This window comes from Halorussus lipolyticus (assembly GCF_029338375.1).
GTDB lineage: Archaea > Halobacteriota > Halobacteria > Halobacteriales > Haladaptataceae > Halorussus > Halorussus lipolyticus.
In genome coordinates, this window is sequence record NZ_CP119804.1 from 1801426 (window position 1) to 1827431 (window position 26006).

The 26006-nt window shown below is 64.8% G+C and carries 28 protein-coding genes; 11 read left to right on the forward strand and 17 right to left on the reverse strand.

Features of this window, described 5'->3' with window-relative positions:
* Positions 1 to 9: 9 nt before the first annotated feature.
* Together P2T57_RS09175 and P2T57_RS09180 are read right to left on the reverse strand one after the other, a co-directional pair.
* Positions 10 to 315 carry a hypothetical protein gene (locus tag P2T57_RS09175; protein ID WP_276298892.1) on the reverse strand — a complete coding sequence of 102 codons (306 nt, stop codon included), beginning with the start codon at positions 313 to 315 and terminating at the stop codon, positions 10 to 12.
* A 3-nt stretch (positions 316 to 318) separates the two neighbouring features.
* The gene (locus P2T57_RS09180) at positions 319 to 825 is read right to left on the reverse strand and encodes an ArsR/SmtB family transcription factor (protein ID WP_276298893.1); all 507 of its coding nucleotides are present in this window, start codon (positions 823 to 825) and stop codon (positions 319 to 321) included.
* A 748-nt stretch (positions 826 to 1573) separates the two neighbouring features.
* Here P2T57_RS09180 and P2T57_RS09185 point away from each other — a divergent pair.
* On the forward strand, positions 1574 to 1930 hold the full coding sequence (locus P2T57_RS09185; protein ID WP_276298894.1) for a hypothetical protein: 357 nt from the start codon (positions 1574 to 1576) through the stop codon (positions 1928 to 1930).
* Here P2T57_RS09185 and P2T57_RS09190 read toward each other — a convergent pair.
* The 3 genes from P2T57_RS09190 to P2T57_RS09200 form a co-directional block, all read right to left on the reverse strand.
* The gene (locus tag P2T57_RS09190; RefSeq protein ID WP_276298895.1) at positions 1925 to 2320 is read right to left on the reverse strand and encodes a hypothetical protein; all 396 of its coding nucleotides are present in this window, start codon (positions 2318 to 2320) and stop codon (positions 1925 to 1927) included. The genes P2T57_RS09185 and P2T57_RS09190 overlap by 6 nt on opposite strands.
* A 144-nt stretch (positions 2321 to 2464) precedes the next feature.
* A complete protein-coding gene (locus P2T57_RS09195; RefSeq protein WP_276298896.1) occupies positions 2465 to 2773 on the reverse strand; it encodes a DUF7977 family protein in 309 nt (102 codons plus the stop codon).
* The gene (locus P2T57_RS09200) at positions 2770 to 3816 is read right to left on the reverse strand and encodes a zinc-binding dehydrogenase (RefSeq protein ID WP_276298897.1); all 1047 of its coding nucleotides are present in this window, start codon (positions 3814 to 3816) and stop codon (positions 2770 to 2772) included. The genes P2T57_RS09195 and P2T57_RS09200 overlap by 4 nt, the downstream gene beginning before the upstream one ends.
* A 134-nt stretch (positions 3817 to 3950) precedes the next feature.
* On the opposite strand from P2T57_RS09200, the gene P2T57_RS09205 reads away from it, so the two are divergent.
* On the forward strand, positions 3951 to 4595 hold the full coding sequence (locus P2T57_RS09205) for a MogA/MoaB family molybdenum cofactor biosynthesis protein (RefSeq protein ID WP_276298898.1): 645 nt from the start codon (positions 3951 to 3953) through the stop codon (positions 4593 to 4595).
* A gap of 22 nt (positions 4596 to 4617) precedes the next feature.
* Here P2T57_RS09205 and P2T57_RS09210 read toward each other — a convergent pair whose 3' ends face one another.
* Positions 4618 to 5205, reverse strand: coding sequence for an NUDIX hydrolase (locus tag P2T57_RS09210; RefSeq protein ID WP_276298899.1), 588 nt, complete (start codon positions 5203 to 5205; stop codon positions 4618 to 4620).
* A 93-nt stretch (positions 5206 to 5298) separates the two neighbouring features.
* The gene (locus P2T57_RS09215; protein ID WP_474198307.1) at positions 5299 to 6357 is read right to left on the reverse strand and encodes a DUF7972 family membrane protein; all 1059 of its coding nucleotides are present in this window, start codon (positions 6355 to 6357) and stop codon (positions 5299 to 5301) included.
* Between the two features lie 71 nt (positions 6358 to 6428).
* Here P2T57_RS09215 and P2T57_RS09220 point away from each other — a divergent pair, with 71 nt between their 5' ends.
* Positions 6429 to 7850 carry a hypothetical protein gene (locus P2T57_RS09220; protein WP_276298901.1) on the forward strand — a complete coding sequence of 474 codons (1422 nt, stop codon included), beginning with the start codon at positions 6429 to 6431 and terminating at the stop codon, positions 7848 to 7850.
* Here P2T57_RS09220 and P2T57_RS09225 read toward each other — a convergent pair.
* Entirely contained in the window at positions 7847 to 8683 is an 837-nt protein-coding gene (locus tag P2T57_RS09225; RefSeq protein ID WP_276298902.1) for a PspA/IM30 family protein, read from the reverse strand. The genes P2T57_RS09220 and P2T57_RS09225 overlap by 4 nt on opposite strands.
* Positions 8684 to 9021: 338 nt before the next feature.
* Between P2T57_RS09225 and P2T57_RS09230 the strand changes: the two genes are divergently transcribed.
* Complete coding sequence (locus P2T57_RS09230) at positions 9022 to 9636, forward strand: alpha/beta hydrolase (protein ID WP_276298903.1); 615 nt, start codon at positions 9022 to 9024, stop codon at positions 9634 to 9636.
* 80 nt (positions 9637 to 9716) lie between these two features.
* Here P2T57_RS09230 and P2T57_RS09235 read toward each other — a convergent pair whose 3' ends face one another.
* Positions 9717 to 10826 carry a S1C family serine protease gene (locus P2T57_RS09235; RefSeq protein WP_276298904.1) on the reverse strand — a complete coding sequence of 370 codons (1110 nt, stop codon included), beginning with the start codon at positions 10824 to 10826 and terminating at the stop codon, positions 9717 to 9719.
* A 183-nt stretch (positions 10827 to 11009) separates the two neighbouring features.
* On the opposite strand from P2T57_RS09235, the gene P2T57_RS09240 reads away from it, so the two are divergent.
* The 3 genes from P2T57_RS09240 to P2T57_RS09250 are packed head-to-tail and all read left to right on the forward strand — an operon-like array spanning position 11010 to position 13910.
* On the forward strand, positions 11010 to 12671 hold the full coding sequence (locus P2T57_RS09240; RefSeq protein ID WP_276298905.1) for a CTP synthase: 1662 nt from the start codon (positions 11010 to 11012) through the stop codon (positions 12669 to 12671).
* Positions 12671 to 13588: a glutamine-hydrolyzing GMP synthase gene (gene guaA, locus P2T57_RS09245; protein ID WP_276298906.1), complete on the forward strand. Its 918-nt coding sequence runs from the start codon at positions 12671 to 12673 to the stop codon at positions 13586 to 13588. The genes P2T57_RS09240 and guaA overlap by 1 nt, the downstream gene beginning before the upstream one ends.
* 1 nt (position 13589) lies before the next feature.
* Entirely contained in the window at positions 13590 to 13910 is a 321-nt protein-coding gene (locus P2T57_RS09250) for a DUF7126 family protein (RefSeq protein WP_276298907.1), read from the forward strand.
* Here the strand turns inward: P2T57_RS09250 and P2T57_RS09255 are convergent.
* Complete coding sequence (locus P2T57_RS09255; RefSeq protein WP_276298908.1) at positions 13907 to 14602, reverse strand: MBL fold metallo-hydrolase; 696 nt, start codon at positions 14600 to 14602, stop codon at positions 13907 to 13909. The genes P2T57_RS09250 and P2T57_RS09255 overlap by 4 nt on opposite strands.
* Before the next feature lie 113 nt (positions 14603 to 14715).
* On the opposite strand from P2T57_RS09255, the gene P2T57_RS09260 reads away from it, so the two are divergent.
* Positions 14716 to 14934 (forward strand): DUF8142 family protein, encoded by a 219-nt coding sequence (locus tag P2T57_RS09260; RefSeq protein WP_276298909.1) that lies wholly within the window; start codon positions 14716 to 14718, stop codon positions 14932 to 14934.
* A 533-nt stretch (positions 14935 to 15467) separates the two neighbouring features.
* Positions 15468 to 15785 (forward strand): cupin domain-containing protein, encoded by a 318-nt coding sequence (locus tag P2T57_RS09265; RefSeq protein WP_276298910.1) that lies wholly within the window; start codon positions 15468 to 15470, stop codon positions 15783 to 15785.
* A 94-nt stretch (positions 15786 to 15879) separates the two neighbouring features.
* On the opposite strand, the gene P2T57_RS09270 is transcribed toward P2T57_RS09265, so the two are convergent.
* The 3 genes from P2T57_RS09270 to P2T57_RS09280 all read right to left on the reverse strand — a co-directional run bounded on the left by P2T57_RS09270 (position 15880) and on the right by P2T57_RS09280 (position 17901).
* A complete protein-coding gene (locus tag P2T57_RS09270) occupies positions 15880 to 16335 on the reverse strand; it encodes a phosphate-starvation-inducible PsiE family protein (RefSeq protein ID WP_276298911.1) in 456 nt (151 codons plus the stop codon).
* 456 nt (positions 16336 to 16791) lie between these two features.
* Positions 16792 to 17304 (reverse strand): hypothetical protein, encoded by a 513-nt coding sequence (locus P2T57_RS09275; protein WP_276298912.1) that lies wholly within the window; start codon positions 17302 to 17304, stop codon positions 16792 to 16794.
* Between the two features lie 45 nt (positions 17305 to 17349).
* Entirely contained in the window at positions 17350 to 17901 is a 552-nt protein-coding gene (locus P2T57_RS09280) for a hypothetical protein (RefSeq protein WP_276298913.1), read from the reverse strand.
* 107 nt (positions 17902 to 18008) lie between these two features.
* Here P2T57_RS09280 and P2T57_RS09285 point away from each other — a divergent pair, with 107 nt between their 5' ends.
* A complete protein-coding gene (locus P2T57_RS09285; RefSeq protein WP_276298914.1) occupies positions 18009 to 19523 on the forward strand; it encodes a methyl-accepting chemotaxis protein in 1515 nt (504 codons plus the stop codon).
* A 10-nt stretch (positions 19524 to 19533) separates the two neighbouring features.
* Here P2T57_RS09285 and ppc read toward each other — a convergent pair whose 3' ends face one another.
* Positions 19534 to 22236, reverse strand: coding sequence for a phosphoenolpyruvate carboxylase (gene ppc / locus P2T57_RS09290; RefSeq protein WP_276298915.1), 2703 nt, complete (start codon positions 22234 to 22236; stop codon positions 19534 to 19536).
* 145 nt (positions 22237 to 22381) lie between these two features.
* Here ppc and P2T57_RS09295 point away from each other — a divergent pair, with 145 nt between their 5' ends.
* Positions 22382 to 22774: a DCC1-like thiol-disulfide oxidoreductase family protein gene (locus P2T57_RS09295; protein WP_276298916.1), complete on the forward strand. Its 393-nt coding sequence runs from the start codon at positions 22382 to 22384 to the stop codon at positions 22772 to 22774.
* A 123-nt stretch (positions 22775 to 22897) separates the two neighbouring features.
* On the opposite strand, the gene P2T57_RS09300 is transcribed toward P2T57_RS09295, so the two are convergent.
* From P2T57_RS09300 to P2T57_RS09310, 3 genes are all read right to left on the reverse strand, one after another.
* On the reverse strand, positions 22898 to 23227 hold the full coding sequence (locus P2T57_RS09300) for a transcription factor S (RefSeq protein ID WP_276298917.1): 330 nt from the start codon (positions 23225 to 23227) through the stop codon (positions 22898 to 22900).
* Positions 23228 to 23434: 207 nt separating this feature from the next.
* A complete protein-coding gene (locus tag P2T57_RS09305; RefSeq protein ID WP_276298918.1) occupies positions 23435 to 24631 on the reverse strand; it encodes a DUF8167 domain-containing protein in 1197 nt (398 codons plus the stop codon).
* A complete protein-coding gene (locus P2T57_RS09310) occupies positions 24628 to 25938 on the reverse strand; it encodes a potassium channel family protein (protein WP_276298919.1) in 1311 nt (436 codons plus the stop codon). The genes P2T57_RS09305 and P2T57_RS09310 overlap by 4 nt, the downstream gene beginning before the upstream one ends.
* Positions 25939 to 26006 lie beyond the last annotated feature (68 nt).

Consider the following 26006-nt stretch of genomic DNA (forward strand, 5'->3'; position numbering starts at 1 on the left):
CCAGTAAAATTACTCTTCGGTGGGGCTGACTTCCACGGCGACGACGGCCGCCACGTCGGCGTCCACTACCTCGTCGGCGTGGGACGGGTAGTCGTACTCTATGCTGATGACGGTGTACGCCTCGTCGGACATCACGTACTCCGGGCCGTCGCTCCCGGCGACGATTCGGCCGAAGGTCACTCGCTCTCCGACAGAGGGAAGCGGTAGTTCTGGCGCGACACGCTGTGCGATGACCGTCCCGGACGGGTCGATGAAATTGACGATTGTATCAGCGTCGTCGGGAATGTCGGTAGAGTCTATGTCTGTTCCTCGCATGGTTCACGCATCGGGGAGTGCGCCCGACGAGCCTTCCGTTCCACTTTTGCGCTGGAGTGCGTTCGAGGTCGTCTGTTCGACCCGCTTGCTGGCGACCGAGTTGTTGATCGGTGGCCGAGTTCCCGTCGCATCGTCCGACGGTTTTAGCTCCGGGTCGTCAGGGTCGGCCGCAGTCGGATGCCGGTCAAGGAGGTCCTCCTTGCCCTCAACGAAATCGTGTATTGACTCGACCGCTAACTCCCCGAGTGGGGTCACGATGTAGTACGAGTAGTAACCGTCACTACCTTTGTGACTACGTTTTCGGTTCTTGACCAAGCTAACATCTGATAGTTTGTTGATGTGATAGTGGACTGCATTTTTCTCCATCTCTAGTGTCTCCGCCAAACTGGTCGGACTCACTTCGCCCTGTTCGCTGAGCGTATTTAGGATTCGGAATCCCGTCTCGGTGGTGGCTTGATGGAGCATATCGAGGTACTGGCTAAGGTCGTCCAACGAGTCGGTATCCGTCATCTGTTCGACCTCCCGATTTGGATGCTTCATCTGTCCGACCTCCCGATTTGGATGCTTTTCGGTCGCTTTAAGAGCGATAGAGCCTGTTTCCGTGACTGTTCTCGGCGGATGGAACGACCGGCGTTCTCCGCAGAAATATCGCCGGTTCGTGCGCGTCTCTCTCCAGTGAACATGGTTGTAGGTTGTTCACCCACGACATCAGATGCGATGACACTCGCTGTCCGGTCGCGGGCGGGGTACCCGGAGTTGTTTCGGTTCCGGGGAATCTGTCGTCCGTTACTGGCATGTATGAGCCGATACTAATAAAACCTTTGTATAGTTCAGCATCAGTTGAATCAAATTATATTGAATAGTCCGAATATATCGGGGTAACGAGGGCTTAATCGGAGGTAGATTCAATAGATGTTGAACCAAGAACGCGTAATCTTCCCCTAATTATATATGCCTCAGTAACATACTCCCGTTGTGGAGCGATATGAGTAAACGTAATTCCCAGTGTCTACGGAAGCTTCAGCGCTGGTGCCTCCGAGAAGGGGACGACTACACGCCAGTCGATTTTCCGGGGATACACGTCCTTCTTCTCTGTCCAGACATGTGTCTCGACTCGACTCGGCGGAGCGAAACTGTCGACCTCCTCGAACGGATTTGCGAGACGTTTCGAAGGGACCGCGAGTTCAATGTCTTTCTGCTCCCGGAACTCAGTAATATCGTCACCTCGACGGACGACCTCGTAGATGTCGGACGAGTCGTGAACCTCGCCGTCTTGGTTCGAACGCCTGCGTGTAGCGAGGACTGCACGGACGACGTGGAAACGATACTCGAACAGTTCGACCGCGGAGCGAGCATCGGCGTCCCGGTCGAAGAGCGAATCGTCTTCTGCCTCCGAAGTGACGTTGCTGACGCCATTGAGGACCGCATCGAAGAGCGTTGGGGGATTCCGGGGGAGTTCGAGGACGAGAACGGTCTCGTCCAGACGATACGTAGCGAAATCGACAACGTAGCTGGATGGGAGACACTCGGGCGTCTACCGACGACCCCCGGTCACAAACAAACCCTCATGCAGGACTGGTGCGAGGAGTTTCGAGCTGTCCCGGACGAGCTATGAGCGTAGTCTTTTCAAAAGCCGTCTGCCGATAGTCGCTCGCTTTCGCTTTTCTGTCGCGTTGTCGGTGGCGAGACGCCGCAACTCTATCGCTTTCGCACTCAGTTGTTGTCGGAGCCTTGGCGATTCGCCCTCGAAGTCGTCGTAGACGTTTACGAGAGTCTGTGCGACCTCCTCGACTTCTGTCTCGATTGGCATCGGGAGCGTGTTGAGTCGCTCGTCAAGGTCGGTTATCGCAGGGTCCAGTCGTTCGTCGTCGGGTGACTCCCGGATAGCAACCACGACAGTTTGAGCGTCGGCCGCGACGTTTTCGTACCACTCCATCGCTTCGGTCCGGTCGGACTGCCATTCACTTCGCCACTGCGTGAGAGTTCCGGGGACGAACTTGGTCACCAACACTGACAGGATACCGACGACGAACGCGAGACTGTGAGAAAAAAATGCGTTCCAAGGCACGACAGACGACGCCGACGCCGCATTTGCAACCGAACTCATGGCCGACTATCTGGCCGTCGATAGTGTATTTCTTTCGACTTTTCAGGCCCCTGACGACCGCTGGGCCGACCACACCGCGACCAGACCCAGCAGAATCGCGGGAATCAGCGGGAGGACCAGATAGGCGAACCGAAACGGCCGAACGGGCGGAATCACGTAAATCGCGGCCGGAATCACGATGAAGCAGGTGAAGATGACGCCGACCAGCACCCAGTCGCGGAGGTTCCACTCCTCGTTGCCGCGTTCGACCGGCGCGTTCGGGTGGACGATTTCGTCGTCGTCATCGCTCTGACGGCCGCCTCGCTCGTCGTCCACCTGTCCCGGTTTGTGGGTGTACGTGTCCTCGGTCATCCGTCGTACTCGCTGTCGGGCACGACCACGACTTTACCGAAGCCCTCGCGCTCCTCCAACATCTCGTGGGCGCGGGCCGCCTCGCTCATCGGCAGGGTCTCCCGGATTCGGGGTTCGAAGGTGCCGTCCCAGACGAGTTCCAGCACGTCGTCCACCTCGCCGGGGTTGGCCATGGTCGAACCGATGACCGATAGCTGGTTCCAGAAGATGCGATTCAGGCCCGCGCCGGGGTTCGGTCCCGTGGTCGCGCCGCAGGTGACGACCCGACCGCCCTTGGCCAGACTCTTGAGCGAGTCGGGGTAGGTGGCCTCGCCCACGTGGTCCACGACCATATCGACGCCGCGCTTGTCGGTCAACTCGCGGATTCGGTCGGCGAAATCGTCGTCCTCGTAGTTGATGGTGTGGTCGGCACCGACCTCCTCGGCGTACTCCAACTTCTCGTCAGAGGAGGCCGTGGCGTAGACCTCGGCCCCGGCGTAGTCGGCGATTTGGACCGCGGCGTGGCCCACGCCGCCCGAGGCCCCCAGCACCAGCACCTTCTCGCCGGCCTGCAAATCCCCGCGGTTGAGGAGCATCCGCCACGCGGTCTGGAACACCAGCGGTGCCGCGGCGGCAGTCTCCCATTCGACGCCGGAGGGGACTTTCACGAGGTTCTGCTCGGGGACGGCGGCGCGCTCGCTGTGGACGCCGCGGACGTGTTCCCCGATGAGGTGGTAGTTCACGCACATCGAGTACTCGCCGTCTCTGCAGAACTCGCACTTGCCGCAGTAGACGCCCGCCGAGACAGCAACTCGGTCGCCCGGTTCGAATCGCGTGACCTCCTCGCCGACTTCGAGGACGACCCCCGCGGCGTCACTCCCCGGAATGTGGGGCATGTCGAGGTCCACTCCGGGCAGTCCCTTGCGAGTCCACACGTCGAGGTGGTTGAGCGCCCCGGCCTTCACGTCCACCAGTACCTCGTCGCGGTCCGGCGTGGGGTCCGAAAAGTCGTCGTACTCGATGACGCTCCGGTCCCCGTGGTCGCTGAACTGGACGGCTTGCATACTCGTCTGATAGGCTTCGGGCGGTAAAACTGTACCTCAAACGACTCCACCGACTCTCCCGGCCCTGATACTTCGATGACAGTTCCGACTCACTGCGGCGTTGCTTTAAGGTGCTGTCTGCCAAATACTGTCACATGGTCGATTTCCAATCGCGCGACACCCGGCGACACGACGAGGAGGACGACGGGAACCAGACAGAGAGCCACCCGAGCGAGAAGCAACCGACCGAAACCGAGACCGACGACGCCCATCACGACGGGGACGACGACCACGCCGACCACGACCACCACCATCACGACGTGGACACCCTCGGCGCGGCGGTCGTGACAATATCGTCGTCTCGAAGCCTCTCGGACGACCCCTCGGGAGACGCGGTGGTCGCGGGCCTCGAAGACGCGGGCCACAAGGTGGTCAGCCGTGACCTCATCGACGATGGCTACGATAGCGTGCAGGGCACCATCGACGCCTTAGTCGGCCGAGACGACGTGGACATCGTGGTCACGACCGGCGGAACCGGCGTGACCCCCGACGACGTGACCATCGAGGCGACCCGGCAACTACTCGACAAGCAACTCCCCGGATTCGGCGAACTGTTCCGGTCGCTGTCGTTCGAGGAGATAGGCACCAGAGTCGTCGGGACGCGAGCGACCGCCGGAGTCGCAGACGGGGCAGTCGTCTTCTGCCTGCCGGGGAGCGAGAACGCCGCCAGACTCGGCATCGAGGAGATAATCGTGAAGGAGGCCGGCCACCTCGCGGGACTGGCCTCGAGAGGCGAGTAGTCGGTCGAACGCCTCGGTTCAGTTACTCGAAGTCGCGCCGCATCGCAATCTCGAACCACGGGCAGAGTCGGAGTTGGCGGTACCACTCGGGATGCTCGTGGAGTCGCTCGTAGGGCACCCACATCAGGCCCGCAACTTCCTCCTCGTCGGGGTCGAGCGAGAGGTCGTCCAGCGTCAGTTTCAGCACGGCGCAGACCTCGTGTTCGAGGCCCGCGTTCTCGAAGTAGCGCTTGTACTCGAAGCGGTCGGTGACCCGCAGGTCGTCGTACTGGTCGGGCGTGATTCCCAGTTCCTCTTCGAGGCGTTCGCGGGTGGCCTCCTCTTGGCTCTGGCCCTGCACGGGATGGGAGGCCACGGTGCCGTCCCACCACGTCCCCCAGAGGCGCTTGTCGGGGGCGCGCTGGGCCAGCAGGACGTTGCCCTCGCCGTCGAACACCAGCGAGGTGAACGCTCGGTGGCGGATGCCGTCGCCGGTGTGGGCGTCGAGGCGGTTGACGGTTTCCTGTTCGTTGTCGTCTTCGTCTACCGCGACGACGTGCTGGCGGGCGTTCTCGTGTCGGTCTTCCGGTGTGGCCGTGCTACCGTCGGCCGTCGTGTCGTCGGCACTCATTGTGTGGAAATTGTGAGGGGTGGGTAAAACCGTCTTCGATAGCGGCTTTACTCCGAGTCGCGCTCGTCGGACCGACCCGACTCGCGTCTCGACTCACTCCCCGTCGAAGTCGAGTTCGTCGCTCCGGTTCACGTTCCGGAGGACGAACGGGCCGATGGAGAGGGTTCGCTTGGCCACGGTCGCAATCCGGAGGATGTAGGAGAGCAGAAGCATGAAGGGGACGGTTGCGACCGTCACAGCGAGACTCGTGACTAAAATGTCGTTGCTGAGACCGAGCGTCGAACCCGGCACCGCTCTGGCGTCGTAGTAGAGAATCATCGACGAGACCACGACCAGCGCGGGAACCGCGGTGTAGAGCATCGCCCGCGAGAGGTTGACCAACTCCCACTGGAAGTACAGCGTCTTGAAGTGTTCGCGCGCCGGACCGAAGAACTTCAGGACCTCCTCCAAGTCGTCGAAGGCGTCTCTGGCCTCGTCGGTGAGCGCGTCGTCGTGTTCGTTGTGGATGCGCCGGGCGACGAAAATCTTCCACGAGTAGTTGAAGTCCAGCACCGCCGACAGCAGGTCGTAGCTCCCGAACTCGGCGTCCGCCAGTTCGTCGCTGACCTCGTTGGCGTTCTGGGTGAGCGCGTCCACGTACTGGTCGATGGCGTCTTTCAACTCCTCGTCGCGGGCGTCTTCGAGCGCATCGGTGAGACTGTTGGCCCGCGAGCAGGTCTCGTCGATGAGCGATTGGAGGAAAGACGAGGGTTCGGGCGGACTGACTGGCGCGTCGAGGACCTCCTCTACGTCCTCGCGGAACTGCATCGCGTCCTCCATCCGATTGCGCTGGTCGCCGACCGGGCCGAGTTCCTGCGAGAGGACCAACTGATTCAGCGTCACCACCAGCGTCACGCCGGTGATGATGGCGGTCACGAACGCCTGAAACAGCGTCTCGGTCGGGTCCGACGAGGCCACCGACGATTGGAGCGACGAGGGGTCCACCACCCCGATGACCACCAGCGCGACGAACACCCCGACGAGCAACGTCCCGGCCACGACCCACCGGTTGGCCTCCATCAGCAACCAGAGCTTCCAACTGCTCTCGTCTGCCCGCTCGCGCATCGTGTCACTCGGCTGAGAATCATCGTCAGACCCTCCGCTCCCCGACATGTGCGTCCGGGTACGCTCCCGCCACGGAAATACCCGCGGGCCTTTTGTCACTGCGGCCCATGTGTGACCACATGGCACGGTTAGCCCGGTTGGCCCTCGCGCTGGCGGTCGCGCTCGTGCTGGCGGGTGCGGCCCCGGCCGCGGGCGACCGGACGATGGTGGGTGTCGAGGGAGCGGTAACGGACGAACAGGTGGAGACGATAGGGGATAAAAACGAATTAGATGTCTCAAACATTCATTTTGATGGTTCAAAGACAGAGGTAGGAATTGAACCAGCGACGGTAACCCGAGGAGAACGCGGCGTCGCCCAAGAGACCCAGACCGAGAACGAGTCGGTCGTCATCGAGACCGAAGGGTTCGAACCGGACTACGACCCCGGCACGGTCCTGAACCGGGTCGAGGAGCTTCGCGGTCTCTCGGCGACCCAAGGCATCACGCTCCACCAGTACGACGACGAGGACGGTGCCCCCTACGATATGCCCGACGAGTTCGGGGCTATCCTGCCAATCGGGGCACAGACGCTCCAACTCTACTCGAACGCGACGACCGAGCGCAGGCAACCGCTGGGCTACGCCGTCGAGCGCCAAGCCGCGGTCCACATCTACCTGATGGACGACGACGATTTGGCCGACTACGGACTCACTCAAGAGGTCGTGCTGGCCCACGAGTTGGTCCACGCGCTCCAGTTCCAGCACGACCTGTTGAGTCCCTCGCGCCGGGAGCTACGCTCGCAGTTCGAGTACTGGTCTACCGACTCACGGCTGGTGACGACCGCGCTGGTCGAGGGCGACGCGATGTGGGTCACCGAGCAGTACCTCGCGCGGTACGACGACAGCAACTACTCGGTGCGTAGCTACAACCGGTCGCTGGCGCGGTCGGCGTGGCCCCACAGCGTCGCCGGGACGCCCTACTACTACGGCTACGAGTTCTACGAGCGGGCCGGGAGTTCGCCCGCCGAGCGGTCGGCCGCCATCGAGGCCCCGGTCAACTCCACCGCCGAACTCCTCCATCCCGGCGAGCGCGTCGAGCGCGCCGAGATTCCGGCTCCGCCCGAGATACCCGACGCCGAGCAGTTGACGCGCTACCACGCGGATACGGTGGGCGAGTTGGTGGTCCGCCACTCGCTCAGAATGAACAACCTGTCGTTCGCTCGCGCCGCGAAGGTCGCAGACGGGTGGGCCGGCGACCGGATGTACTACTACGCCGCGGCGGGCGCGAAGGGGCCGGCGACCCACTGGCTGACGAAGTGGGAGAGCGAGGCCGAGGCCCGCGAGTTCGCCACCGCGTGGCGGTCGCTGTTGGAGACGAACGGCGCGCGCTCTACCGGCGACACGCTGTTCGTCCCGGCGAGTGACCACGCGCCCGGCCTCCACTACGTCGTTCGGCGCGACGGCGCGACGGTCCGAATCACGGCGGCCGAACGGGCCGAGACCGCCCGGCAACTCGCCGCCGCAGTCGATTCACAATCGGAGAACGCGACCGGGGCGACTTAGCTCTCGTCGTCGTCCTTGAGTTCCTCTAGTTCGGTCTCGATGTCGTCGTCCGTGGCCTCCGTTTCGGTCTCGGTCTCCAGTTCGGCTTCGAGGTCCACGTCCTCGTCGCTGGACTCGGATTTCGACGACCCCGACCCCTTGCCCATCTCGGTCTTGAGAGTTTCGAGTTCGGCATCGACTTCGCCCGAGGTCCGGACTTCTTCGAGTTCCCGGTCGAGGCTGTCCTTGTCCGAGAGCGCGTCATCGAAGACGCCCGACTCTTGGAGTTCGTCCATCGCCTCCGAACGGGCCTCCATGTCCTCGGTGCGCTCCTCGGCGCGCTCGATGGCCCGGCCCACGTCCTCCATCTCGTCGCCAGCGCCCGTCATGGCTTCGGAGACGCGGGTCTGAGCCTCGGCGGCCTCGTACCGAGCCTTCATGCTCTCCTTCTTGGTCCGGAACTCCTCGATGCGGTTCTGGAGTTGGTCTTTCTTCTCAACGAGGTCGTCTTGGGTACTCTGGAGACTGGCGATTTGGCTCTCCAAGTCCTCGATTTGGTTCATCTTCTGCTTTTTCTTCTCCAGCGCGCGCCGGGCGAGGTCCTCGCGGTCCTGATTGACCGCCTGACGGGCCTGCTCGTTGTGCTTCTCGACGTTCTCCTCTAAGCGTCGCTTCTGCATCTCGAGGCGCTTTTTCTGCGTGGTGAGGTCGGCGATACCCTGCTTGACCTCCTGCAGTTCGTCGCGCATCTGCTCGTAGGAGTAATCGAGCGTCTCCGAGGGGTCCTCGGCCCGATTGAGGGCGGCGTTTATCTTCGACCGGACGACGTACGACAGGCGTGAAAGTACTCCCATATCCACCCCTTTCGTGACCTGACCCTTAAAATCCTCACCTCCCCAACAGTCGTCAGACGCTCCTGAGACGAACCGAAATATCATCGATTCAACTGGCTCGCTGACAGGCGGGCGCTCGGTGGAACAGTCCACGAGGAGGCGCCCGGCCGACCAACCGCCAACGAACGCCCCCAAACCACGGGGTAGGATGAAGGGGCCGCCCGGTCCCGGTCGCTTCAACAGGAGTCCATTCCGGTTCTCGTCGCTAGTCTCGGAAGACACCCGTCTCATTCGAAAAACGAGTAAAACCCAAACTCACGAGTATAACCCTTATCCGAATCCTGCCCCAAACCCGACTCATGAACTCCGAGGACCTCCCCATCCCCGGCGGCCGAGACGTGCGCGCGACCCTCGACACCCCCGAGGAGGCCGACCCCGAAGCAGTAGTAGTCGCTTGCCCACCTCATCCACAGCACCGCGGCCACCGAGGAGACGCCCGCCTCGAAGCAGTCAGCGAAGTCCTCGTCGCCGAGGGAATCGCCTGCCTCCGGTTCGACTACGGCGACTGGGACGAGGGCTACGGCGAGCGCGAGGACGCCCGCAACGCCCTGCGCTGGGCGCAAAATCGGTACGACCGCGTGGGCATCTTCGGGTTCAGTTTCGGCGGTGCGATAGCGACGTTGGCGGCGGCGACGAGCGACCCACAGCCGGAAGCTGTCGCCCTACTCGCACCGGCCTCGCGCTTGACCGAGGACTTGGACGCCACAGCGGCGCTGGAGGATGTCGAAGGACCGGTGCAGGTGGTCTACGGCACGCGCGACGACACTGCGAACTGGAAGCCGCTGGTCGAGCGCGCCGACGAGTTGGGCCACGAGACGGTCGAGATGGGCGCGGACCACTTCTTCGTCGGCCAGCACGAGAAGGTCGCCGACGCGGTGGGTGGGTTTCTGGTCGGGCACCTTCGAGAGCGATAGCGGACTCGGCCTGCGCGTAGAGCAATCAAAATAAGTGGTTAGGAAATTATATTGTTTCCCCACACCCATTACTTATGTCTTTACGCCACTAGCTCTGGGCGCTCGCCGACTTCGACCGGAACGGTCGTGACCTTGCCGTCGCGCCGGAGTCGCACCGAGAGCGTCTCGCCGGGACTCGCGTTGAGCGCGAGGTAGGCGTGGAGGTCCTTCGAGGTCTGAATCCGCTGGTCGCCGACGGCGAGGATGGCGTCGCCGCCGACCGGCACGCGGAACCCTTCGACGCGCTTCACGCCGGTACAGGGCCTGATCCGACCCTTCGACGGCGAATCGTCCGGCGTATCGACCACGAGGACGCCCTCGGCGTTCGGGAAGTCGTTCGCCCGCGCGACGAGTTCGGTGACGGTCGCCGTGCGGACGCCGAGGTACGGGTGGTCGTACTCGCCGGCCTCGGCGAGCGCCGGAACCACCCGTTGGACCAGCGGTGCCGAGATGGCGAACGCGATGTTGTCGCCCCCGCCGGAGTTGACCACGCCGAGGACCTCCCCCGAGAGGTTCACCAGCGGACCGCCGGAGTTGCCGGGGTTGACCGGTGCGTCGGTCTGGATGGCGTTGGGAATCTGGTAGTCGCCCGCCGGACTCGGCACCTGCCGGTCCACGCCGCTGACGATGCCGGACGTGAGCGACCCTCGGAGGCCGTAGGGACTCCCGACGACGGCGACTCGCGTGCCGATGGCGGGTTCCGAATCGACTACCGAGAGCGGTTCGATGCCGTCCGGAACGTCCACGGCGACGACAGCGAGGTCGCTCCGTGGGTCCCGCCCGACGACCCGACCGAGACGGGAGGTGGTATCGTCGAACTGGACGCTCACCCGGTCGGCGTCGCCGACGACGTGGTAGTTGGTCACGAAGTGCGAGTCGTCGTAGCAGAACCCCGACCCCTGCGAACCGCTCGGCGCGCGAATCAGCGCGACCGCGTCGGAGGTCTGGCGGTAGACCCGAGTGTAGACGCTTTCGGCGTCCGAGGAGGTCGAGGCCGAGGCCTCCCGTACCGGTCCGGTCGTCCCGCCGTCGGCCGTCGAATCGGTCTCGTCTCGTTGGGGCGGCGAGGCGTTCGAGCAACCCGCGACGCTTCCCATCGTTGCGGCGGCGAGCGCACCGAGGAGTCCTCGGCGCGTCGGCGTGTCCTGCATTGGCCGACCCTGACGACTGTCGCCCCAAGAAGATTTGGATACGGGCAGACGACGGGTCGAATCGGCCGAGACCGCCGGACGCGGCGCTCGGCCAACCACCCGAGTCACCGCGTCTCTGTGCCATTCTCTGACGCCCCTCGTGCGCTCCGAAATGGTTTTGAATCGCGCCCGCCGACACCCAGTATGCCGACAGAACCGGAAACTGATTACGACCCCTCCCTCGGGAACAAGTTCATTTTCGTGACCGGGGGCGTCATGTCGGGACTCGGCAAGGGCATCACGGCCGCCAGCACCGGCCGTCTGCTCGCCAACGCCGGGTTCGACGTGACAGCGGTCAAAATCGACCCGTACCTCAACGTAGACGCGGGGACGATGAACCCCTTCCAGCACGGGGAAGTGTACGTCCTGAAGGACGGCGGCGAGGTGGACCTCGACTTGGGGAACTACGAGCGGTTCCTCGACGTGGACATGACGTTCGACCACAACGTCACCACGGGCAAGACCTACCAGCACGTCATCGAGAAGGAGCGCGCTGGCGACTACCTCGGGAAGACGGTCCAAATCATCCCGCACGTCACCGACGACATCAAGCGCCGAATCCGCGAGGCCGCCGAGGGCCACGACGTGTGTATCGTGGAAGTCGGGGGCACCGTGGGCGACATCGAGGGGATGCCCTTCCTCGAAGCGTTGCGGCAGTTCGCCCACGAGGAGGACGACGAGGACTTCCTTCTCACCCACGTCACGCTCGTCCCCTACTCGAAGAACGGCGAGCAGAAGACCAAGCCCACGCAACACTCCGTGAAGGAACTCCGGAGCATCGGTCTCCAACCCGACATTCTGGTGGGTCGGTGCGAGGACGAACTCGCCCCTTCGACCAAGGAGAAAATCGCGCTGTTCTGCGACGTGCCGACCGACGCGGTGTTCTCCAACCCCGACGTGGAGGACATCTACCACGTTCCCCTGATGGTCGAGGAGGAGGGTCTCGACGAGTACGTGATGGACCGATTCGACCTCACCGACGACGCGCTCCCCGAAGACGAGCGCGACAACACGTGGCGCAACCTCGTCACCCAAGACACCCACGGCGAGGTCGAAATTGCGCTGGTCGGCAAGTACGACCTCGAAGACGCCTACATGTCGGTCAACGAGGCGCTCAAGCACGCCGGACTCGAAAAGAACGTGGACGTGAACGTCCGGTGGGTCGATTCCGAAAAGATGGCCGAGGACCACGAACACCGCCTTTACGAGGCCGACGGCATCGTCGTCCCCGGCGGATTCGGCTCTCGCGGAACCCGCGGGAAAATCAAGGCCATCCAGTACGCCCGCGAGAACGACATTCCCTACCTCGGCCTCTGTCTGGGCTTCCAACTCGCGGTCGTGGAGTTCGCCCGGAACGTCCTCGGACTGGAGGGCGCACACTCCGCCGAAATCGAGGAGGACACGCCCCACCCGGTCATCGACCTCCTGCCCGAGCAGTACGACCTCGAAGATCTCGGCGGCACGATGCGACTGGGTGCCCACGAGACCGACATCGAGGAGGGCACGCTCGCCGAAGCAATCTACGGCGGGACTTCCTGCACCGAGCGCCACCGCCACCGCTACGAGGTCAACCCCGAGTACTTCGAGAAGTTCGAGGACACAAATCTCGTGTTCTCGGGTAAGTCGGGCAACCGGATGGAGATTCTGGAACTCACGAACCATCCCTACTTTGTCGGCACGCAGTTCCACCCCGAGTTCCGGTCCCGACCCACCCGAGCGAGTCCGCCCTTCGTCGGCCTGCTGGAGGCCGTACTCGACCGTACCGGCGAGCAAGAAACTGACGAACCCGAGGAGGTCGAAGCCTAATGGTAAACACGGACGAATTCATCGAGGAGGCAATCGCAGAGATTAGCGAACAAGTCGGTGACGCGCAAGCGGTCATCGCCTTATCCGGCGGCGTGGACTCGTCCACCGCCGCCGCGCTGGCCTACGAGGCGGTCGGCGACCAACTCACGCCCGTCTACGTCGATACCGGCCTGATGCGGAAGGGCGAGACCGACGAGATTCGGGAGACGTTCTCCTACATGGACAGTCTCCGCATCGTGGACGCCAGAGACCGGTTCCTCGACGCGCTCTCCGGCGTCACCGACCCCGAGGAGAAGCGCCACATCATCGGCGAGCAGTTCATCCGGGAGTTCGAGACGGTCGCCGAGGACACCGGCGCTGACTACCTCGTGCAGGGGACCATCTACCCCGACCGCATCGAGAGCGAGGGCACCATCAAGTCCCACCACAACGTCGGCGGCCTGCCCGAAGTCGTGGACTTCGAGGGCATCGTGGAACCCATGCGCGACCTCTACAAGGACGAGGTTCGGGAGGTCGCCCGCGAGTTGGACCTCGAAGAAATCATCGCCGAGCGCATGCCTTTCCCCGGACCCGGACTCGCGGTCCGCATCCTCGGCGAGGTCACCGACGAGAAACTGGAAGTGGCCCGCGAGGCCACCCACGTCGTCGAGGAGGAACTCGAGGAGTACGACCCGTGGCAGGCGTTCGCCGCGGTCCTCGGCAAGGCAACCGGCGTCAAGGGCGACAACCGAGTCCACGGCCACGTGGTCTCCGTGCGCTCGGTCGAAAGCCGAGACGGCATGACCGCCCGAGCGCAGGAAATCGACTGGGAGACCCTCCAGCGCATCCAAAGTCGCATCACGGGACAGAACGACAACGTCTCGCGCGTCGTCTACGACGTGACCCACAAACCGCCCGCGACCATCGAGTACGAGTAAGATGAAGGCAATCCTGCTGGGCCCCGACGAGGACGGACTGGGCGACGCGCTCGCCGACGAGGGCGTCGAAGTGAGCCACATCGACACCATCGCCAACCGACCGGCGCTCGAGGAGGCCGGCATCACCGAGGCCGACGCGCTGGTCCTGACCGAGACCGAGGGCGCGACCGTCATCTCCATCGCCAAGGACCTCAACGACGACGTGCAGGTCGTCGTCTACACCGACGAGACCCTGCCGGACTTCGCCCGCGGACAGGCAGACCTCATCGTGGACCCGCAACTGCTGTCGGCCGAGGCGGTCGCCGAGGAACTGTCTGCCTAAACACGGTCGGCTAATTCTCGCAGTCGCTCCCCGCCGTTTCGCATGATGGGCGTGCCGTGGCCCATCGCGGCCATCTCGAAATCCGGCGCGTGGCGGGCCAACCGGCGGATGCTCTGGGCCACCTCGTCGGTGTCGTAGCTGATGGCCCACGGCGAGGCTGACAACTCGCCGTTCTCCTCGCGCACCAAATCGCCCAGAAACGCCACGCTCGGCGACTCGGCGACGTAGGCCATGTGGCCCGGCGAGTGGCCCGGCGTGTGGTAGGCGGTGAAACTCCCGATTCGGTCGCCCTCCACCACCGGCCGAATCGGCAGGTCTGGCGTCGAGACGAAGGGCCGGGACACGCGCTGGAGGAGTCCCTTGTGATTCGTCGCAGGCGGGTTGCGCTGGCCGGCCAGCACCTCGGCGTCGGCCCGGCCAGCGTAGACCGGCGCGTCGAGGCCGAGTTTCGAGAGCGCGCCAACGTGGTCCAAATCGTAGTGCGTGACCAGCACGCGGTCCACGTCGAAGACCCGATAGCCCGCCTCGCGGATGCCCTCGGCGATGGCCTGCCCGCTTCGCGGGGTCCCGGCGTCCACCAGCACGAGGTCCCCGTTGTCGTCGGCAAGGTAGGCGTTGACGCCGCCGAGGTCGAGCCACCAGACGCCCGATTCGACGCCGGATTCGGCTTCGAGTTGGGTCGCAGTCGCCATGTTGTGTGCTACGTCAGCATTCCCCAAAGCCCTGTCCCCCGGCGACTCGTCGCGCTCCCGACCGGCCACCCGCGAACGGACGCTTTTTGTCGGTCGGGAACCGAGAGAGGGACATGGAGAACCGTTTCCCGTCCTCCGGGTCGATAGACCGCAAGCGGGCGGCGCTGGCCGTCCTCCCGTTTCTGGCGCTGGGATTGGCCGACGTGCTCCTCTTGCTGGCGTGGGGCATCGACCCGCTGTGGGGCTTCGCCATCCTCCCGCCGATTCTGTTCGTGAGCGTGCTGGCGTGGATTGCCTTCTCGACCGGATTCGTCGGCGAGCATCGGACGTAAGCCGGATTTCGACGCCACGGCGTCTGCCAACGACTCGTTCTTTTCCGGCCCGCGATTTCAGTCCGCGATTGCGAACAGATAGCATACGCTATGCGAAAGTTGAACCGTTTACAATCGTTCAGTCGGCAGTGAACGGCGCTGAACCGTGTGGACGGTCACTTCGGTTGAAGTGGGATAGGTCCGTACGTACTGATGCGGTCGTTGCGACCGGCGCGCTGTCGTTTCCGCTCCCGGCAGTGCGTTGTCGACCGCAACCGCAACTGCATCCCGGCGCGACGACGAGCGGCGACGAACACACCCGGCCGGGCCGGACCCGCCCACCGGCCCGGTTTCCGCCAGCGCGACAGCCGACCGCCTCGCCGCTACTCGTCGTCGAACCGACAGCCACAGAGGCACCTATCGACTGCCGCTCTGCTCCGCCACCCGGCGACCCCGCTTTTCGGACTTTCCGGACGGGTCGGCCGACCTGTTCCCGGACGGGTTTCGGCCCGCTCGGACCGGCTTTTAAGACTCGCCCGCACGTCGCAAGTGGCATGGGACTCGACCGCTATCCCGACCTCAATCCCGACGAGGGCGAGGTCATCGACACGGAACTGGCCGTGACCGACGACGTGCTGGTGAAAGCGTTCGCACTCGGCCCCGGCGCGGAACTCTCCGCCCACGACCATCCCGACGCGACCAACGTCTTCCACGTGCTGGAAGGCACGGTGACGGTGGTGCAGGGCGACGACGAGGAGACCGTCGAAGCGCCGGGGGTCGTCCTCCACGAGCGAGGCGAAGTCCACGGCGCGCGAAACGACACCGACGAACTCGCGGTGCTGACCGCGAGTCTCTGTCCGCTCCCGTCCTGAGACTTCGACTTGGCGCTACTTTCTATCGTCCACCCCGGCGCGTGCTGGCCCGACCGCTTGCTGGTCGCACCAAACCGGGCGAGGGCTTTCGAGATTACTCCACCTCGTCGTCCTCGATTTCGCGGTGGACGACGTAGAATCCGACCAAGAGCGCGACCAGAAGCAGGACGTACACCCCCGCGAGGGTGATGGCCTCTGTGGGACTGTAGTCGTCGGGCTTGAAAATGATAATTTGGCGAACGACCGCGATGAGACCCGCGTGAATCACCGCGACGACGACGCTCTTGGCCTCGACGTAGGCGACGATGGTCTTGTAGAGTTCGACCACCACGAACAGGTAGAGAACGATGTCGATGGCCGACCGGATGAGCGAGATGATGCCCGAGGGGTCGGCCGCGCCGAACGTGGTCAGCGAGGCGACGATGGTGATACCGAGATTGAGAACCCCGAGTCCGAGGAGAACGACGAGCGATGCGGCGATGACGGTCTGGAAGAAGGTGACTGTCCCTTCTAACCAATTCGTGACGCGCGTGGCCCTGAGCCGGTCCATTTGGAGTACCAACGCTTCGTCGCCCCGCCGGAAGTGCGTTCTGCCCGGAAGAAACCGCACACGTGTCGGGGTGTCCTCAAGCTTGGGCAGGACGTTTCCATTATCGAAAACACGCGGTGTTTCCGAGAGCAACCATTCTACTGTGGAAAGACGGTGAAAGTTGTCTCTACGGTTGCTTCCCGCGTCACGCTCCCGACGCGAAAGTTGAAATACGAGAGCGCGGCCAACTCGGTCCGGACGCTTCGCGCAGTTGCGGGCAGATAGCTGGCGAGTCAGTCAGCAGTGTCGATTCGGCGGCGTTACCGCGGTGATGGCGGCGGAGTCGCGCATACCGTAACTGCCAGTCCGACTACCCCGAAAGGGCTGAGCCAGACGACAGTCTGGGAGAGTGGTCGCTCGTCGGTGGCGGACGCGAAACCGCACCGCGGACTGCACAGCACCGCGACCGCCGAGCAGTCAGAGTTCGCGCTTCGTGTCCGGATTCTCCAACTCCCAGAGGTACTCCGGCAAGAAGGCGTCCAAGTTGTCCACGACCCGGCGCTCGCTCACGTTCATCCCCTCGCAGTGGTCCCACGCCTTCTCGCGGGTCGAGACGCGAATCTCGCCGTCTTCGAGGACCACCTCCAGCGGGAACACCGAACACCGCGCGGGCTTCCAGTCGTGTTCGGCGTGGAGTCTGCACAAGCCGTCGTCGCGGAGGAAGTAGCACGCCGCCCCGTCGTCGGCGACGTGTGACTCGCGGTCTTTCTCCTCGCGGGGCACGAAGTCCTCGCCGCGAAATCTGGTCGTGGCCTCGCTCAGGTCCGCCCGCTCGGCGAGTTCCAGAAAGTCCTTGTCGTAGAGGAGGACGCCGTGCCGACAGCACCACGTGCAGTCCTCGACGCACTCGAAGGTCAGCGCCGGGTCGAACTCCACGACGGCCTCACAACCGGGGTAGACCTCCACGCGCGGCAGGTCGTCGCCAGACACGTCTCCGAGTCGCTTCCGGGCGGACAAAAGCCCTTCTCTCGGCGGTTAGCCCAACTGGTCGGGCAGGTCTCGGTCGCTATCGCCGGTACTCACGCCGGGGCCAGTCTTGATGTCGATACCGGGAATCTGGGTCGCGGTCACGCCGGCAAACCCCTCCGGGCACTCGACGAGGCCGGAGATGATGTAGGGCGTGCCGAGTTCGGGCGGCGTGTCCTGTTCGTCCACGAATATCTGCTTGCGTTCGACCAACTGCTCGGCGCGTACGTCGGGATTCGTCCCGAAGAACCCCTGAACCGACCCGTCCCACTCGACCAGAATCCCCTCCCAGATAGTGAGTTCGTCGGGCGGCCAGTTGGAGAACTCGCAGGTGTCGATTTCGCTCACGTCGGGGTCGTCGTCGGTCTTGTCGGTCAGCAGAACGATTTTCTGCCGGAGGCTGTCGCCGAGTCGCTCCGGGTAGTCGAACGCCATCCGCCGAGTGGCCCGGAACCGATTCGGTTCGTCCTGCGTGGCTACTCCTCCGACCCCGAACGCGCCGACCGCGCTCTGTTTGAGAAAGCTTCGCCTGTCGATGTCGGTCTCTATTTCCTCGGTCATCTCCCCATCCCATTCGGATAAGACCGCCGACGCCTGTAACGGTTATCGCCGCTCTCGGAAATCGTGATGATTTAAGTCCCCAGATAGGTATTTTGTGATTGACTAAAATGACTGAAATCTTCCCGGAATCGACACGTGATTTGTCGGTCGAACCGGCCGACCTCGACGCACGGAAGGCACTCGCGGGATTCGACGACGCGGACGCCGAAACCCTATCGAGCCTCGGCCTCGACGGGCGAAGCGAGGCCGTCGCCGACAGCATCCGAGACGCCTACGCCGACCACGAGGAGGTAGACGACGACCAACGCGAGGCGCTCGCGGACCTCGGCGCGTCCCTGACCGAGCAAACCGCCTACGACGCCGACGGGTTCGCTCAGCGCGGCCAGTTCGGCGCGGCCCACGAGGACCTCGGTCTGTCGGCGTCCGAGTTCCTGTGTAGTCAGGCCCGATTGTTCGAGGCGGTCCTGCCCGCGCTCCGCGACGCGCTCCGGACCGAAGTCGAGTTGACCGTCGAAGACCACCTCGCCGAGAGCGACGACGAGGTTGCGGCCGACGGTGGGGAGGTCGTTGCGGCCGATTCATCGGTAGACACCGGCCCGATAGTCGAGGCCGTCAACGACCGGGTGGACGAGACGTTCGAGCAGGTCGCGTCGCTCGGCCGGTTGTTCGCGCTGGACGCCAGCGTCGGACTCGACGCCTACGAGGACGGCGGTGACGACGAGGAACTCGAAGCACTCCGCGAGGAGAACGAGCAGTTGGAGCGCCGCCTGAACCGTGTCGATGCGGTCGGCGAGGAGACCCAGATGACGGTCGCGGACCTCAACGAGTCGTCCGAGGACGTAAACGAGAGCGCCCAAGAAATCAGTCAACTCACCGACGAGCAGTCCGAGCAGATGAACCAGATTGCCAAAGAGGTCTCCAAGCAGTCGGCCACCATCGAGGAGATAGCCGCCAGCGCCGAGGAGGTCGGCGAGCAGAGTCGCGAGGCCCAAGAACTCGCCGAACAGGGCAAGGAACTCGGCGAGCGCGCAATCGAGGCCACCCTCGAGACCGACGAGGCCCGAGAGAGCATCGTAGAAGATGCCCAAGCACTGCAAAATGCGGTCGAAGAAATCGGCGATGCGGTCGAGATGATTAACGACGTTGCCGACCAGACCAACCTGCTGGCGCTCAACGCCTCAATCGAGGCCGCCCGCGCCGGCGAGGCCGGAGACGGGTTCGCGGTCGTCGCCGAGGAGGTCAAGAATCTCGCCGAGGAGTCCCAAGACCGGGCCTCGGAAATCGAGTCGATGGTGGGTCGCATCGAGGACCGCGCTCAGAGTACCCTCGATAGCCTCGGCGAGAGCGAACGCTCCATCTCCGACACCGTGGAGGCGGTCGAACAGACCAGCGACAAACTCGAACGCATCGTGGACGCCGCGACCGAGACGGCGACCGGGATGGGCGAAATCACCGACGCGACCGACCAGCAGGCCGCCAGCACCGAGGAGGTCGCCAGCATGATAGACGACGCCGCCGAGAAGGCCGACCGGGTGTCCGACGAGGTGGACAGCATCGCCGCGGCGACCGAGGAGCAGGTGATGATGATAGCCGAACTCGAAGATACCGTCTCGAACCTCTAAGCCCCGATTGCTATCCGGTATTCTTCATTCCGGCCGCGATGCCCTTGACGGTCAGTCGCAGGGTGCGGTCCTCCTCGGGGATGCGGTGAGACTGGGCGAGGAGTTTGACCTGCAGGAGGTTCAGGGGGTCCACGTAGGGGTTGCGCCGTTCCAGACTCTCCTCTAGCCAGTCCCGGCGAAGCAGACCCTCGCGCCCGGTAATCTCGCCCACCAGTTCGACCGCCCGGTCGTACTCGTCCTCGATTCTCGGGAAGAACTCCTCGCGCAGGTCTTCGGGCGCGAGTTGGGCGTACTCTGCGGCGATTTCGAGGTCGGTCCGGGCCAGCGCCAGCGCGGCGTTGTCCAGCGTCGTCCGGAAGAAGGGCCACTCGTCGTACATCGCGCTGAGCGTCTCTACGTCGCCTCCGGCGTCCAGATACGCATCCAACCCCTCAGCGAGCGAGTACCACCCCGGCAGGATGGCTCTGGCTTGGGTCCACGAGAACACCCACGGAATCGCCCGCAGGTCCTCGACGGTGCGCTCGCCGGACCGCGAGGCGGGCCGCGACCCCAGATTTAGTTCCTCGATGACCTCGATTGGCGTGGCCTGCTCGAAGTACGAGACGAACCCCTCGGTCTCCAGCAGGCCTCGGTAGGCCTCGCGGGCAGAATCGGCCGCCGTCTCCATCGCCTCAGCCCACTCGTCCGGGACCTCCTCAATCGGTTCCCGGATGGCCTCGTGGCGGGCGCGGAGTTGTGCGTTGAGCATCTGCTCTAGATTTCGCTCGGCGATTTTCGGGTTGGCGTACTTCTCGGCGATGGCCTCGCCCTGCTCGGTGAACTTGACTTCGCCCGTGATGGTCTCGTTGGGGAGCGCCAGCAGGGCGTCGTTCATCGGGCCGCCGCCCCGAGAGATGGACCCGCCCCGGCCGTGGAACAGTCGGAGGCGCACGTCGTGGTCGTCGCAGATTTCGGCGAGGCGCTTTTGGTTGCGGTAGAGGCTCCAGTTCGCCGCCAGAAAGCCGTTCTCCTTGTTCGAGTCGGAGTAGCCGAGCATGATTTCTTGGGTTCCCTTGCGGGCCTCGACCACAGCGGCGTAGGCGTCGTTCTCGAACAGCGTGCCCATGATTCGGCGCGCGCCGGAGAGCGCCGACTCGGTTTCCAGCAGGGGCACCACGTCGAGGCCCGAGTAGCCCGGCAGGTCTACGACACCGGCTTGGTCGGCCAGAAACAGAACTTCCAACACGTGACTCGGCTCCTCGGTCATGCTGATGCAGTAGGTGTCGATGGCCTGCGTGCCGTACTCGTCCTGCCAGTCGGCGGTCCGGGCAAACAGCGTCAGGACCCGACTCGCGGTCTCGCCGAGGTCGTCAGCGTCCGCGGCCGCTTCCACGTCGATGATGGCGTCGTCCTGCAAGATGGCCTCGGTCAGGGTCTCGACGCGCTCGTCTTCGTCCATCTCGGCGTAGTCGATGCCCTCCCGAGCGAGGGCCTCGCCGACCGCCTCGGTGTGGTTCTGCTGGTGGTCGCGCAAGTCGAGACTCGCCAACGAGAGGCCGAACGTCTCGACCCGTCGCCGGAAGGGGTCCACGTCGTTCTCGGCGACGACTTCCGCGCCGTTCTCCCGGAGGCTTTCGGCGATGGCGTCCACGTCGGCCAGCAGTTCGTCGGCGTCCTCGTACTCGCCGGGCCGCACGTCGCCGATTCGGTCCAGACGCTCGCGCATCAACTTGAGTTTCTGGCGGTAGGGTTCGTCGGGGTAGCGTTCTTCGGCCTCGTCGGCGACCTTCGGCAGTCGCTCGCGGTCGGCCTCGATTCGTTCCCGGAGGCCGTCGCCGACCGCGATGGCCCGGTCGCTCTGGCTCAGGACGCCCGAGAGGCGCTTGCACTCGTCGCGGTACCGCGCGACCACCACCTCTCGCTGGCGGTCCAGCGTCTCGGCCGTGACTTCGGGGGTGACGAAGGGGTTGCCGTCCCGGTCGCTCCCGGCCCACGACCGGAACTCGAACAGTTTGGGGACCGAAACCTCGCCGAACTCGTCGCCGAGTTCGCGCTCCAGTTCGTCGTACACCTCGCCCACAACGTCGAACAGCGTGTTTTCGAGGTACCACTGGACGTTGAGCGCCTCGTCGGTGACCTCGGGCCGCCGGTCCCGGACTTGCGGGGTCTGCCAGAGGCTGGTGACCTCGGCTTCGAGGTCGCGCTCGACGGCGGCCTCCTCGCGGTCGGTGAGTCGGCGCTCGTCCAGCGTTTCGAGGGCTTGCGCCACCGACCGGAGTTTGGCCTTGACCGTCTTCCGGCGGGCCTCGGTCGGGTGGGCGGTGAAGGTGGGTTCGACCAGCACGTCGTCTAAGACCTGCTGGATTTCGGCTTCGTCGGCGTCCTCGTCGGCCAGCACCTCGGCGGCCTCGGCCACGCTGTCGGCCAGCGTCCCCGCTTGGCTTCCCTCCCGGACCGCCCGGACTCGCTCGCGCTCCTCGGCGAGATTGATGAGTTCGAAGTAGGTCGCAAAGGCGCGGGCCACCACCCCGGCGCGCTCCGGCGGCAGGTCGGCGAGTTCCGACCGGAGGAGGTCCCGACTGTCGGCGTCTCCTCGGCGGTAGTCGATGGAATCGGTCCGGACCGACTCGACTAACTCGAAGGCCTCGGCCGAGGTCTGGTCGGCCAGCACGTCCCCCAAGAGCGCGCCGAGTTCCCGCACGTCCTGTCGCACGTCTCTGTCGTGGAGTCGCATACCACACTACTTCGTGGTGACGAGGCTAAAACGTCGGGAACGTGTGAAAATTGCCACTCGGATTCGAGTTAACTAGTTATCTGCTCGGGGTCGGGCTTCGGACACTCCAACACAGATTAGTGCCCGACGCTCCTCACCTCCGCACATGAGCGACGTGACACTCGTCTACGACGACGACTGCGGGTTCTGTACGTGGTGGGCCGACTTCTTCGCGGAACGGTCGGACTTCCGCATCGTCGGCTTCACCGAGTTGACCGACAACGAGCGCGAACGTCTGCCCGACGACTACGAGGAGTGTTCGCATCTCCTCGCGGACGGTCGGGTCTACTCCTGCGGCGAGTCGCTGGAACAGGCGTTCGTCCGGTCGGACCTCGGCGACGGCGCGGGAGGACTGGTCAAGTTCCTCCGGAACTTCCGGGACTACAACGAGTTCCGCGAGCAGATGTATCGGGCGGTCGCAGACCACCGAGGAGACCTCGGCGTGGTCGTCTCGAAGACGCCGCCAGCGCAAAAGAAGTCGGATTCAGACGACAGTTAGCCGCGCTGGCGAATCCAACAGCGTCGGCGGTCCGCCAGCGAAATCGGTTCGACCGGAGGCGGCGAGCGTTCGCTACGTTTCGAGCGCGACTGCTGGGCGGTAGCCACAGGTCCGAAAATCGAGTTAGCTGTACTCCCGCCAGCGGTGGCCGCACTCCTGACACTTGAAGAAGCGCGTCGGCGGTTCGTCCGCAGAGCCGGTCTGCTTGATGGTGTACCACGCCTTGCCGTGGCCGCACTCGTCGCAGGTCACGTCCTCGGCGGTGGGTTTGCCCTCGAAGTTGGCGTCCTCGGAAGTCTCGATGACCTCCGAATCGCCCTGCTCCTCGGTGGAGACGAACTCGGCGGCCTTCTCCTCGTCCTTGTCGCTGGTGTCCTGACAGTCGTCGTTCGTACAGATCATCTTCGACCCCATGGATTTCATCATGGAACCGCATTCGTCGCAGAATTGCATACTGGATGGCTAACGCCCGGTTGTTGATAAGCGCCACGTTCCTTTGGATGCGGGTTTCGAGGAGTCTCGACTGCTCGCGCTGACGGTACGACCGCAATCGTGGACGCCAGAACCGACGTGATGAACGTCTCTCGAAGCCCCCGGCCGGTCACAGGATAGGGGAAGACAAAGATTTCCTAAAGACATCTAATTAATGTCTATAAACATCTAACTATTTCTTAGTTCTCCGGAGTCGGCCCCTGAATCCGAACGCTCGCCACCGACCTCCTCCGACCCCCGACCGGACGCCGCGGCCTCGATTTTCCGGAGTCGGTCCGGTCGGGCGACCACGTAAACCGTGTCCTCGGCCCCGAGGGCCCGGTTGTCCGGAGGAATCGTCTCGACGCCCTCGGTTGTTCGGACCGCGACCACCGTGGCGTCGAGGCCACCGACCGGGGTGCCGACCAACGGACTGTCCCCGGCTAGCGTCACCGCGCCGACCGTCTCGTCGGCAGACCGAAGTCGCGCGGAGAACTCCCGGTCTGGCCGGAGTTCGGTCGGGAGCGTCACCAGTCGATACTCGGCGTCGGGGTCGAGTTCGGCGGCGTCCTCGGCGTCGAGCGCGAGGGTCGCCACGTCGCCGACCGTCGCCCGGAGTTCGGCGGTAGCGACGCGCGCGGTGTCGGGACCGTCCCGCCAGACCTGCACGAGGTCCCCGGCGCTCGCGCTGAACGCCGGGTCCGCCCAGACTGCCATCGCCACGGTGCCGGGGGCGAGCGTCGGGCCGATGCCGACCGCCCGGCCGCCGGCCGCGAGGTACTCGACGGTGCCGTCGTCGGCCAGTTCCGCGTCCACCCGGCCGACGCCGTAGTCGTCGCGGAGGCGCTCGGCGAGGCGGTCCCGGAGTTCGGCGACCGTCAATCCGCGAGGGAACCGGAGCGTCTTGCCCGAAAGCGTCGCCTTCGTCTCGTCGTCGAGCGGTTCGTACCCGTCTATCGACTCGATGTCGTCGGGGAGTTCGACCGCGACGTACCGGCCGACCGACCGGACGAGGAGATTCAGGTTTCGGTCGAGGCCCGCCTCGCGGGACCCGACCAGTAGGTCCGTGACGAGGACGGCACCCGAGCGCGCTCCGACCGCCCCGGCGGCCGCCCCGAGGACGAACGCCGTGACGTTGACCAGAACCACCTCCGTCGCCGGGACCGCTCGCCCGCCGAGGAACTGCCGGAGCGCCGTCGTGGTGTTGAGCCATCCGCCCACCGCGCCGAGACCGATTAGCACGCCCAACCCCTCGGGCATCGGTTCGCGAGTGTACGACCGGTAGAGCATGCCGAGACCGGTGGCGACGCCGCCAGACAGCAGGGCGAGGCCGACCACCCGAACGAGCGCCGTCACCGGACGTTCGAGCGCCGAGGCCACGCTCATCGGTCCGCCTCCTCGTCAGTCCCCGAGACGGCCTCCCCATCGCTTCCCGCGACTTCGCCGAACCGGTCGAGCGCGTCGCGCTGACCGACGACGTAGAGTTCGTCGCCCGCTGTGAGGCGGGTCGTTCCCGCCGGTGCGACGGTCCACTCGCTCCCCCGGCGCACCGCCAGCACCGCGATGCCGAACTCGTCCCGGACCGCGGCGTCACCGAGGAGCGTCCCGTCGAGCGGCCCGCCGCCGGCCAGTTCCACCCGCCGGATTCGCTTGCCGTCCCGGCGCAGAAGCGAGAGGAGTTCGAACTCCCGGCGGGTGCCACGCGCTCGGACCCGGATTGCGGCCGACGCCGCGCCGAGCAGAGTCCGGGCCTCTCGCCGGGGCACCGCGACCGTCACCCGGCCCTCGCCGCCGGTCGCCTGCCCCGACGCCGCACTCGGAGTTGCCATTTTGACGGTGGAGTCGGTTCCGTCGGTCGTCGCCGGCGTATCGGCGTCTGGCGAGGTCGGCCGTGAGACCGGAGCGCGGGCGTCGGTCTCCGACCCGGACCCCGACCGGGCGCTCAGGACGGTGCCCTCGACTTCTGTCTCGGGCGTCGAAACCGTCACCTCGTCCCGGCGGGCGAGACCAGTCGGCACCAGCGCGTCCACCGAAACCGCCCGGTGGCCAGTCGGAACTCGCCGTGAGAGCGACCCCGCCGGCGGGGCGGCGCTGACCGTCGCCCGGCCCTTGGCGTCGATGGTGGCCGACACCGCCGCGAGGTCGTAGTCGGTCCGGAGGCGCTCCTCCAGTCTGAGTTCCAACTCCGACAGCGGCAGGTCGGCGGGAAACGTCCACTCGCCGGCCCGAATCGTCGCCCGGAGGTCGTCGGGGAGCGACGGGTAGCCCTCCACGTCGCCCACGTCGCCGGTGACGCCGACCCGGACCTGACCGAACCGGCCCACTCGCTCGATGGCGTCGGCCGAGAGGCCTCGGTCGCGGAGTCCCCTGAGCGTGAACCGCCGGGGGAACTCGGCCCCCATTCGGTCGCCCTGAGCGTGGGCGTAGAGGGTCGCCATCATCACGACCAGCGCCGACACCAGCGCGGTCGGCGAGGTGACGAACTGGGGGTCGAGCAGGCCGAGCAAGCCGCCCTGAATCCCGGCGATGGCGACTCCGAAGACCAGCACACCGAATCCCGGAATCGTGACGCCCGTGAAGTACCGGAAGGTGAAACCGAGCGACCACGCCACGAGTGCAGGGACGACAGCAGTCAGCACGCCGATATAGATGCCCAACAGGAGTTCGACGAGGAGGTCGGGACCGAGAGCCATTGCGTATACTCCCGACAGACTCACGACCCCTAAAGAACTACCGACCTTTTTTATCCGAGACGGCGAGA

Coding starts and splice junctions, on each gene's coding strand:
- P2T57_RS09175 (WP_276298892.1), bottom strand. CDS start 315: ATGCGAGGAACAGACATAGACTCTACCGACATTCCCGACGACGCTGAT.
- P2T57_RS09180 (WP_276298893.1), bottom strand. CDS start 825: ATGACGGATACCGACTCGTTGGACGACCTTAGCCAGTACCTCGATATG.
- P2T57_RS09195 (WP_276298896.1), bottom strand. CDS start 2,773: ATGACCGAGGACACGTACACCCACAAACCGGGACAGGTGGACGACGAG.
- P2T57_RS09200 (WP_276298897.1), bottom strand. CDS start 3,816: ATGCAAGCCGTCCAGTTCAGCGACCACGGGGACCGGAGCGTCATCGAG.
- P2T57_RS09205 (WP_276298898.1), top strand. CDS start 3,951: ATGGTCGATTTCCAATCGCGCGACACCCGGCGACACGACGAGGAGGAC.
- P2T57_RS09210 (WP_276298899.1), bottom strand. CDS start 5,205: ATGAGTGCCGACGACACGACGGCCGACGGTAGCACGGCCACACCGGAA.
- P2T57_RS09215 (WP_474198307.1), bottom strand. CDS start 6,357: ATGTCGGGGAGCGGAGGGTCTGACGATGATTCTCAGCCGAGTGACACG.
- P2T57_RS09220 (WP_276298901.1), top strand. CDS start 6,429: ATGGCACGGTTAGCCCGGTTGGCCCTCGCGCTGGCGGTCGCGCTCGTG.
- P2T57_RS09225 (WP_276298902.1), bottom strand. CDS start 8,683: ATGGGAGTACTTTCACGCCTGTCGTACGTCGTCCGGTCGAAGATAAAC.
- P2T57_RS09230 (WP_276298903.1), top strand. CDS start 9,022: ATGAACTCCGAGGACCTCCCCATCCCCGGCGGCCGAGACGTGCGCGCG.
- P2T57_RS09235 (WP_276298904.1), bottom strand. CDS start 10,826: ATGCAGGACACGCCGACGCGCCGAGGACTCCTCGGTGCGCTCGCCGCC.
- P2T57_RS09240 (WP_276298905.1), top strand. CDS start 11,010: ATGCCGACAGAACCGGAAACTGATTACGACCCCTCCCTCGGGAACAAG.
- guaA (WP_276298906.1), top strand. CDS start 12,671: ATGGTAAACACGGACGAATTCATCGAGGAGGCAATCGCAGAGATTAGC.
- P2T57_RS09250 (WP_276298907.1), top strand. CDS start 13,590: ATGAAGGCAATCCTGCTGGGCCCCGACGAGGACGGACTGGGCGACGCG.
- P2T57_RS09255 (WP_276298908.1), bottom strand. CDS start 14,602: ATGGCGACTGCGACCCAACTCGAAGCCGAATCCGGCGTCGAATCGGGC.
- P2T57_RS09260 (WP_276298909.1), top strand. CDS start 14,716: ATGGAGAACCGTTTCCCGTCCTCCGGGTCGATAGACCGCAAGCGGGCG.
- P2T57_RS09265 (WP_276298910.1), top strand. CDS start 15,468: ATGGGACTCGACCGCTATCCCGACCTCAATCCCGACGAGGGCGAGGTC.
- P2T57_RS09270 (WP_276298911.1), bottom strand. CDS start 16,335: ATGGACCGGCTCAGGGCCACGCGCGTCACGAATTGGTTAGAAGGGACA.
- P2T57_RS09280 (WP_276298913.1), bottom strand. CDS start 17,901: ATGACCGAGGAAATAGAGACCGACATCGACAGGCGAAGCTTTCTCAAA.
- P2T57_RS09285 (WP_276298914.1), top strand. CDS start 18,009: ATGACTGAAATCTTCCCGGAATCGACACGTGATTTGTCGGTCGAACCG.
- ppc (WP_276298915.1), bottom strand. CDS start 22,236: ATGCGACTCCACGACAGAGACGTGCGACAGGACGTGCGGGAACTCGGC.
- P2T57_RS09295 (WP_276298916.1), top strand. CDS start 22,382: ATGAGCGACGTGACACTCGTCTACGACGACGACTGCGGGTTCTGTACG.
- P2T57_RS09300 (WP_276298917.1), bottom strand. CDS start 23,227: ATGCAATTCTGCGACGAATGCGGTTCCATGATGAAATCCATGGGGTCG.
- P2T57_RS09305 (WP_276298918.1), bottom strand. CDS start 24,631: ATGAGCGTGGCCTCGGCGCTCGAACGTCCGGTGACGGCGCTCGTTCGG.
- P2T57_RS09310 (WP_276298919.1), bottom strand. CDS start 25,938: ATGGCTCTCGGTCCCGACCTCCTCGTCGAACTCCTGTTGGGCATCTAT.